Annotated in this window: 12 protein-coding genes; 9 read left to right on the forward strand and 3 right to left on the reverse strand. The window is 40.8% G+C overall.

What is annotated here, in order from left to right; all coding sequences use genetic code 11:
- Positions 1–9: 9 nt before the first annotated feature.
- On the reverse strand, positions 10–183 hold the full coding sequence (locus tag H6G79_RS33140) for a hypothetical protein (RefSeq protein WP_190594744.1): 174 nt from the start codon (positions 181–183) through the stop codon (positions 10–12).
- Between the two features lie 27 nt (positions 184–210).
- Between H6G79_RS33140 and H6G79_RS33145 the strand changes: the two genes are divergently transcribed.
- The 5 genes from H6G79_RS33145 (at position 211) to H6G79_RS33165 (ending at position 2,157) form a co-directional block, all read left to right on the forward strand.
- Positions 211–462 carry a hypothetical protein gene (locus tag H6G79_RS33145; RefSeq protein WP_190594743.1) on the forward strand — a complete coding sequence of 84 codons (252 nt, stop codon included), beginning with the start codon at positions 211–213 and terminating at the stop codon, positions 460–462.
- 17 nt (positions 463–479) lie between these two features.
- Positions 480–620 carry a hypothetical protein gene (locus H6G79_RS33150; protein WP_190594742.1) on the forward strand — a complete coding sequence of 47 codons (141 nt, stop codon included), beginning with the start codon at positions 480–482 and terminating at the stop codon, positions 618–620.
- Positions 590–1,111 (forward strand): hypothetical protein, encoded by a 522-nt coding sequence (locus tag H6G79_RS33155; protein WP_190594741.1) that lies wholly within the window; start codon positions 590–592, stop codon positions 1,109–1,111. Before H6G79_RS33150 ends, H6G79_RS33155 begins: the two co-directional genes overlap by 31 nt.
- 15 nt (positions 1,112–1,126) lie before the next feature.
- The gene (locus tag H6G79_RS33160) at positions 1,127–1,513 is read left to right on the forward strand and encodes a hypothetical protein (RefSeq protein WP_190594740.1); all 387 of its coding nucleotides are present in this window, start codon (positions 1,127–1,129) and stop codon (positions 1,511–1,513) included.
- A 398-nt stretch (positions 1,514–1,911) separates the two neighbouring features.
- The gene (locus H6G79_RS33165; protein WP_190594739.1) at positions 1,912–2,157 is read left to right on the forward strand and encodes a hypothetical protein; all 246 of its coding nucleotides are present in this window, start codon (positions 1,912–1,914) and stop codon (positions 2,155–2,157) included.
- 48 nt (positions 2,158–2,205) lie between these two features.
- Here H6G79_RS33165 and H6G79_RS33170 read toward each other — a convergent pair whose 3' ends face one another.
- A complete protein-coding gene (locus tag H6G79_RS33170) occupies positions 2,206–2,526 on the reverse strand; it encodes a hypothetical protein (protein WP_190594738.1) in 321 nt (106 codons plus the stop codon).
- Between the two features lie 821 nt (positions 2,527–3,347).
- Between H6G79_RS33170 and H6G79_RS33175 the strand changes: the two genes are divergently transcribed.
- Positions 3,348–3,977: a hypothetical protein gene (locus H6G79_RS33175; protein ID WP_242048703.1), complete on the forward strand. Its 630-nt coding sequence runs from the start codon at positions 3,348–3,350 to the stop codon at positions 3,975–3,977.
- On the opposite strand, the gene H6G79_RS33180 is transcribed toward H6G79_RS33175, so the two are convergent.
- A complete protein-coding gene (locus H6G79_RS33180) occupies positions 3,974–5,278 on the reverse strand; it encodes a transposase (RefSeq protein WP_313934713.1) in 1,305 nt (434 codons plus the stop codon). The two genes, H6G79_RS33175 and H6G79_RS33180, sit on opposite strands and share 4 nt — an antisense overlap.
- A 105-nt stretch (positions 5,279–5,383) precedes the next feature.
- Here H6G79_RS33180 and H6G79_RS33185 point away from each other — a divergent pair, with 105 nt between their 5' ends.
- From H6G79_RS33185 to H6G79_RS33195, 3 genes are all read left to right on the forward strand, one after another.
- Positions 5,384–5,719, forward strand: coding sequence for a hypothetical protein (locus H6G79_RS33185; RefSeq protein ID WP_242048704.1), 336 nt, complete (start codon positions 5,384–5,386; stop codon positions 5,717–5,719).
- 241 nt (positions 5,720–5,960) lie between these two features.
- Positions 5,961–6,254, forward strand: a complete 294-nt coding sequence (locus H6G79_RS33190) for a hypothetical protein (RefSeq protein ID WP_190594737.1) — start codon at positions 5,961–5,963, stop codon at positions 6,252–6,254.
- 30 nt (positions 6,255–6,284) lie between these two features.
- Complete coding sequence (locus H6G79_RS33195) at positions 6,285–6,512, forward strand: hypothetical protein (RefSeq protein ID WP_190594736.1); 228 nt, start codon at positions 6,285–6,287, stop codon at positions 6,510–6,512.
- Positions 6,513–6,616: the final 104 nt, after the last annotated feature.

The raw sequence follows: 6,616 nt of genomic DNA on the forward strand, positions 1-6,616 counted from the left end.
TGCGCCAGATCAAAAGATATGCTGCTGTTGCAAGCTCCGGTTACTGACGCGGAGTAATGTGTAAAGCTTCGCCAAAGTTCCGAGAGAAACGAAGTGCGGTTGCCGTCCTTGTGATGAGCGATCGCACTTCTCGGTTTTTACAACGCTTCGCTGATTTTCGATGAGTGTGTAGACGTTCTGCAAAAAAAAATCAGCAAGAGGTTAACAGCAATGGACTTCGATTTTATTGATATTGATGATGCAGAATTAGCCCAATTAGAGCTAACCCCAGAAGAGATAGAGCGATGCGAACTGTGGGCTGAAAGGCGCACACTCATTGAGGAAATTAGAAATCTTCAAGACCGCATAGTAGTTGCCCAAGCCAAAACCTCTAATTCTCTAGAGGCTTACTGGAAAGCTTCTGCAAGTGCCTCGGTTGAGCGAGATTATCGGCTTGGTCGAGTCAAAACAATTCATATTTAACGCTTCGCTTGTAACCAATGAAATTTACTGTGGCTCCCCACAGCGAAATCGTTTGTAAATCAAAAGGCGATCGCCGCACCTTGGAAAGTCTGCGATCGCCTTTCTATCCATCAAAGGAATTACTATCATGCCACAAGCAACAACAACAGAGCAACTGACCTCAGTAGAAATTGACTTCTACGAACACGAAATCTACTGCGGACAAAAGCTCATCGCCCGAATTATTTATGATCACAATGATCTAACGCAACCTTGGGTAGTCGAGGTGAACAACCAAGAAGTATTCCGTCGTGCTTGGTGGCAGAAGTCTTTTGACGATATTTGCTGGCACTACAAAAAAGGCACTTTGCCAGTACAACAACAAGAAACCCCAGCTGCTACAACGGGAAATGAGATGATGGTACGAGTAGCCGAAGCTTGTGAGAACTTGGGCTACGAACTGCTAGATGATGGCATTTACTACAACGACATTCGGCTAGTTGAAATAGTCTACAGAGACGGTATTCCCTGCTTTGTGCAAACTCTAGCCCATCAACCGGCAGTCAAGAGCAGTTCTTTGGATTTATTGGATAAGCACTTTGATGAACTGTTAACAGATGAATGGCGGATGCTGCAAGAATACGAGCCAGTGCAGGATTTGGCGGCGTAGTTCGGAAAAAGGCGATTGCAGGTTCTCTATGCGATCGCCCAAATACTGACATCAAGACATTTGTTTATCATGACTCTATCAACGATACATGATTCGGACAGCTTGCCCGAAGAATCTGAGCATAAAATTCTCCTGCCCCCGACAGACCCAAGTGCAGAGATATTGGAAATCCCTTGCTACAAGCTGGTCTATTGCAGAGGTGAACGTCCAAAAGTTTATCGAGCTTACAAAGGCGATTCAATGCTGGGTTTGGTGTTCAAGCATTTAACTCACTGGTCAAACGCTGTAGACAACATTCAGCATCAGGAGCCATTGACTGCGGTGATTGCTTTAGACGAGTTCATGCAAGCTGCTGGTGTCATCAGAAAGGTAAACGCGGAGCGTGTGGGGGCTGTGGCTTAGGGAAGGCTCCGATTTAGTAAATGGCAGACTTTAGCACTCGTAAACAGGGATGATTGCCTACTCGTTAATAAATCTGAGTTGGGTTAACTACTACCAAAGAGTGTGAATGGCTAAGGAGCTTTAGCAGTTCATCTAGATGGATGTACTAGCAGCTTACTTGATGGTAATGTGCTGTGTCTAGTGTTTTCTGCTTCTTTCCTAATGCTGCTGCTAATCCGATTTTTCCAGGGTTTTTCACCTAGACAATAAAAAAGAACACCTAATACTTGTTAGCTGTTCCCAATGAATATTTCTATTAGTTGAAGGATAAGAGAGAGTTATAAATCTGACCTCTGCCTTTAGATAGATTAATGTTTTTTGGTCAAAACAGTTGTCAAAGCTAACCCGGAGGTGCAAATTTGAAATTCTACTTAAAAGATGTATCGCCAAATCTTCCCCCGTGGGCAACAATCACATCACAAACCCCAAACTTAGTAGAACTAGAAATTAACGAGTATCACCCCGACTATCAATCGCTCATCAATGGATTGGCTAGGGAGATTCAGGCGGGGGTGGTTGGGGTGAAGTCGGCTGATTTGTGTGGGGCTTTAGTTGATAGATGTGGGGGTGTTGGGTTAATCCCAGTAACGAATGTTCTTGTGTGAAAAGGGCAGGCACACGGAAAGTGCTTGCCCAGAAAATTAAATTACTGACTAATTGATGATGCCATATTTTGTGCTGCCCACCTTTTCTCGGCTAGGAACAGGACGAGATTTTAACCGAATAGTGGGTTTACGTTTTGGTTGAGAATCCGGTTGCTGTTGTCCTAAAAATTCAATAAGTTCAGTTCCAGTGAGCTTTTTCACCATCGTATGAGAACGAATCGGCTGCAAAGTATCATTTAATGTGCAGGAGTTCTCGCTGGTTTTTCGGTAGACGTAAGGGGTGGTTATGCCTGAGATGCGGAAGTAGTCGCCTGTTTGAAGTTCAAAGAATGTCATAAACACAACTTCAATTACTGGAACAGTACACATTAGTTTACACGATTATTTCCAGCGATCAGCATGGGTTACAGAATCAAAACAAAAAATGGTAGAGACTGCTTAATGATCAGCAGCTTTTTAGAAACAGTAAAATGCTTTTTACTGCTAAGACTAAAAAGCGATCGCTATTAATAGAGAAACAGCAATCGCCCAACCTTCAGCAAATTATAATTCCAGAAAACTATTTAGTTGATATAAAATCAACTAACAAATCAAAAACTTATCCCATCAAAATAGTTAAGTAACATAGAGAATAATACATAATTAGCCATCATCAGAATAGCGATGAATATGTATGGAGTTTTTAGCAATGTAAGTTTCATAACTTAAGGTGTAGGAGGATAAAAAAGTGGGGAGAAAAACTACCCACTTGTCAAGTCGCTTTGCTCCAATTCAAAATTCAAAATTCAAAATTCAAAATTAAAGACAATGAGTTGAGTGTTCAATTCCCTACTAAATTAAGAATACGAAATTTAAAATTCAGTGGTGTTTGAAACTTACAATTAATTCAAAATGATTTTGTTCTTCATTTTGAATTTTGCATTTTGCATTTTGAATTAAAGAAAAGTCACACTTTAGTACTCTATAAGTTGTACCTTTGATGCTGAAGGACAAAATCAGTTAAATCACTGAAATGTTTTTTTTCGATTTAATTGAACAAGCTAGTTAAATTACAGAATAAGTCATCAAGATAAATCGCTTGTCAATCATCTTCAAACTGTGATACTAGTTGTTTTTACTTAAAAATCTCATTAGCTAAAAACATTTAACTAAGTATCAACCGACTTCATCGCTAATTTCTAATTTTTGATATGACCACCAAGCCACACGATCAGTTTGCCAAGCAGTTTCTCAAAGAATTATTGTCCCCTTTGGGGGAAGTAAGCACTAATCAAGAAGTTACTGATGAAACAAGGTTTGTTGATGTTCTATTTTCTGCAACACCAAATTCTACTGTTGAGGCAGAAACTTTAGGGTTATTAGGCAGGATTGCATTGTTAAATACGGCACTGTTAGAACCATTTCGCAATCAGCCAAGTTTTTCCGAAGTACGTAGTTGTCTCCAAAAATTGTTTACCGTGATTGCCGATTCCCAACGTCAAGCTAATCGGGAAGACATAACAATAGCAGAGAATGATTTAGCCAGGCTATGGATTCTGTCACCAAGTGCCTCAGAAACTCTCCTCAAGGGTTTTGGGGCTAAACTAGATTTAGACAATTGGCCTGATGGGGTGTATTTTCTGCCCGAAGGGGAGCGAGGAGCAATAGTTGCGATTAACAAACTTCCCTTAGCTCCAGACACACTTTGGTTTCGGCTGTTGGGTCGGGGAAAAGTTCAACAGCAAGCCGTCAGTGAATTGGTGGCACTGCCAACAGAAAACCGCTTGCGTCGCAATGTGCTGGAGTTGACTGCTCCCCGCGATAAATCACGGGGATTCTAAACTGATACTTTGCAGTGGTCTAAGGACACATTGCTCCGTTTCTTTTTAGCTGTCACCCAGACATAGATCCGGGTGGGGTGAGTCAAAGCACCCCTAGACACTCCACCTAAATCAAGTCCAAGTGTTGTGCTTACTTTGCGGATGATATTAGCTGCACCATTGCAATCTGCATTGATGTACCAATTCATTGCCGTTCTAAACAGTCCACGTTTTACTCTGCGACCAGAAGATTTCCACCCTTCGGGTTTTTCACCGTGTTTTGGGAGTGTATCACCATCAACATAAGATGCTGCTGAGGTGTTAGCTTCTTCTGTCTCTACAAACTCAATGTCGTACTGTTGGCATAGTTGTTTAATTCGCTCTTTGAGTCTAGCGGTTGGGATTTGGACAAACTGTTGATTGCGTTTTTTACCCAAATTAATTTCTTGCTTAAGACCTTGACCCCATCCAAATACAATTCGACCGATGCGATTATCTAGACAGTGGTTAACTACAATTCGCGCAACTTTATTGATTGCATCTCTAATTTGGCGGTTGCGTTTCTCGCTGATGGCAGCAAGTTTATTAGACCAGAACCCTTGAGGTTTATTGTCTTTGATAGTTGCGACTTGTTTGTTGTACCAACGATTCAAGCTTTTGATATGCTTGCCATCGACAATGAAACTTGTACCCACGTTAGAAACGCAGGTTAACCAGTTATTTAGTCCGTGGTCAATACCCAGCACATTGCTTTTATCTACATCCGATTTTACGGCACTGGTTTTATAGACAAACTCCGCATAAAAACACCGATTTCTAGGCAGGATTCTTAACTCTTTGATATCTTCAAATCTTAAATTTGACGGCATCGGTAGAAAAAAAGAATCTAGCTTAAACCAAGCTTTTACTTGAGAGCCAAGAGGTATTCTAATCTGTCCATCCTTTAGCCTTAGTGCTTGCTTTGGATAACTAACTAGGTTGCAACCATTCTTTCTGTACTTTGGTGGTTTTGGCTTATCCGCCAATTCACCACGCCTATACAAAACATTAAGCTGTTTAAATGAGGCAAAAGACTCATATACCGAACCGCATACTTGTTGCGCTGCTTGAGAGTACAAAACTTGAAAATGGCGGTTTGATTTCAGTTCGTTGTTTAGCTCAAACTTATTAATATAGCGTTTAGCTTTAAACCAGATTTGACGAGCGTAGTAGATAGCACAGTTGGAAAGTTTATTCGATTCTGAACAAGTGAAATCTAAAATCGCTTTTAACTCTTTATCTGCATGAATTAAAATTTGTTGACAACCGTACAATAAAATCACCTCCTTAATATTAGTAATTATCACATTATTTACTACTTAGTAATATTAAGATTGTGTAGAGACTGCGGGTTAAAACCCGCGTCTTCGCTTATATCCCCCGTATGAATGACGGGGGTTTTACGCATCACGCCGATAATTTACAGATGGCGTATCAGTTTAATGGCACAACCAGAGTTAACCCAAGATGACGAGGAGCTAATTATGAACTTAACCCAAGCTTACGAAGAAGCCAGGGCTGCTGCTGTACAAGAAGGCGTGGAGCAAGGAGTACAACTGGGACAACGCCAAGTTATAGAAAACTTATTGAGATTTCGGTTTGGGGAAGTGGATGCTGAACTAGCAACAGTTGTTAATAGTTTACTACAGTTATCTCCAGAAGAATTTACTCCTTTGTGTTTGCAATTGACCCGTGAAGAACTATTAGCAAGATTTACACGGTAGAAGAAATTTCCAGTTTTCGATACAACTTATCAAGTTCCAAGGCGGTTTGTTAACAGCAGACCGCTTTTTGATTGCCAAAAATTATGCTTTGGTAGCAGTCTCTTACTTCTACTAAACCCAAAGCAATCGCTTATTAGTTCAATAAGCGATCTCTTCGGGAAATCGATTCAACTACAATGGCAATTTTGGCATAAGCAGTATCGCTTCGCAAAGACTGCAATGATAACTTCAAGTGAACTCAATGAACAAGCAACAAGAAAAACAACTTGCCTGGAATGCCTTAATGGGTGTCGATAAACGCCATTATGTTTCGACTGGTTTCTATGCTTTGGGTGATGCCTTCACTATTAGCAGCAAAGACCCCAAGTACAAAAACAAGATTGTGCTGGTAGAGCATCGAGGAAAATTGCAGATTAATCATTGGGATTTCACTTGCAATTCTTCTGAATGCAAAAGTCCAACAATCACAACTAATGGTGATGATGGACAGGGGAATTTGAAACGGAAAGCCCCATCGTTGCAAGTTTACAGCTAGAACAAATCCCAAGAGTTCAGGAATTTAGTTATGAGATTAATAACTCCTGAATTTCTACTTCAAACAATTTCAACCATCAAGAATATGAAAACCAAAACCAGCACTCTTAAGTCTGCTGATAATTCCAATGCCTGTCTGCAATTCCTAAAAAATAGAGGCGGCAGAGCTAGATTATCAGAATTAACTTTTAGTCAGACTGTAATTCAAGATTTGATAACCAAGGATATAGCCAAGGTCAACCCCTTCGGGAATTGGTAGAGTCGATGGGCGGTATTATCCGCCGCACCTCTCTGTTCAATCTGGGCGTGCCACTTTCGTTGCACCCAGCTTTCGATATTCTTAGCTTGCGCCTTTGCTCATGT

Source organism: Anabaena sp. FACHB-83 (genome assembly GCF_014697485.1).
Taxonomy (GTDB): Bacteria; Cyanobacteriota; Cyanobacteriia; order Cyanobacteriales; family Nostocaceae; genus Nostoc_B.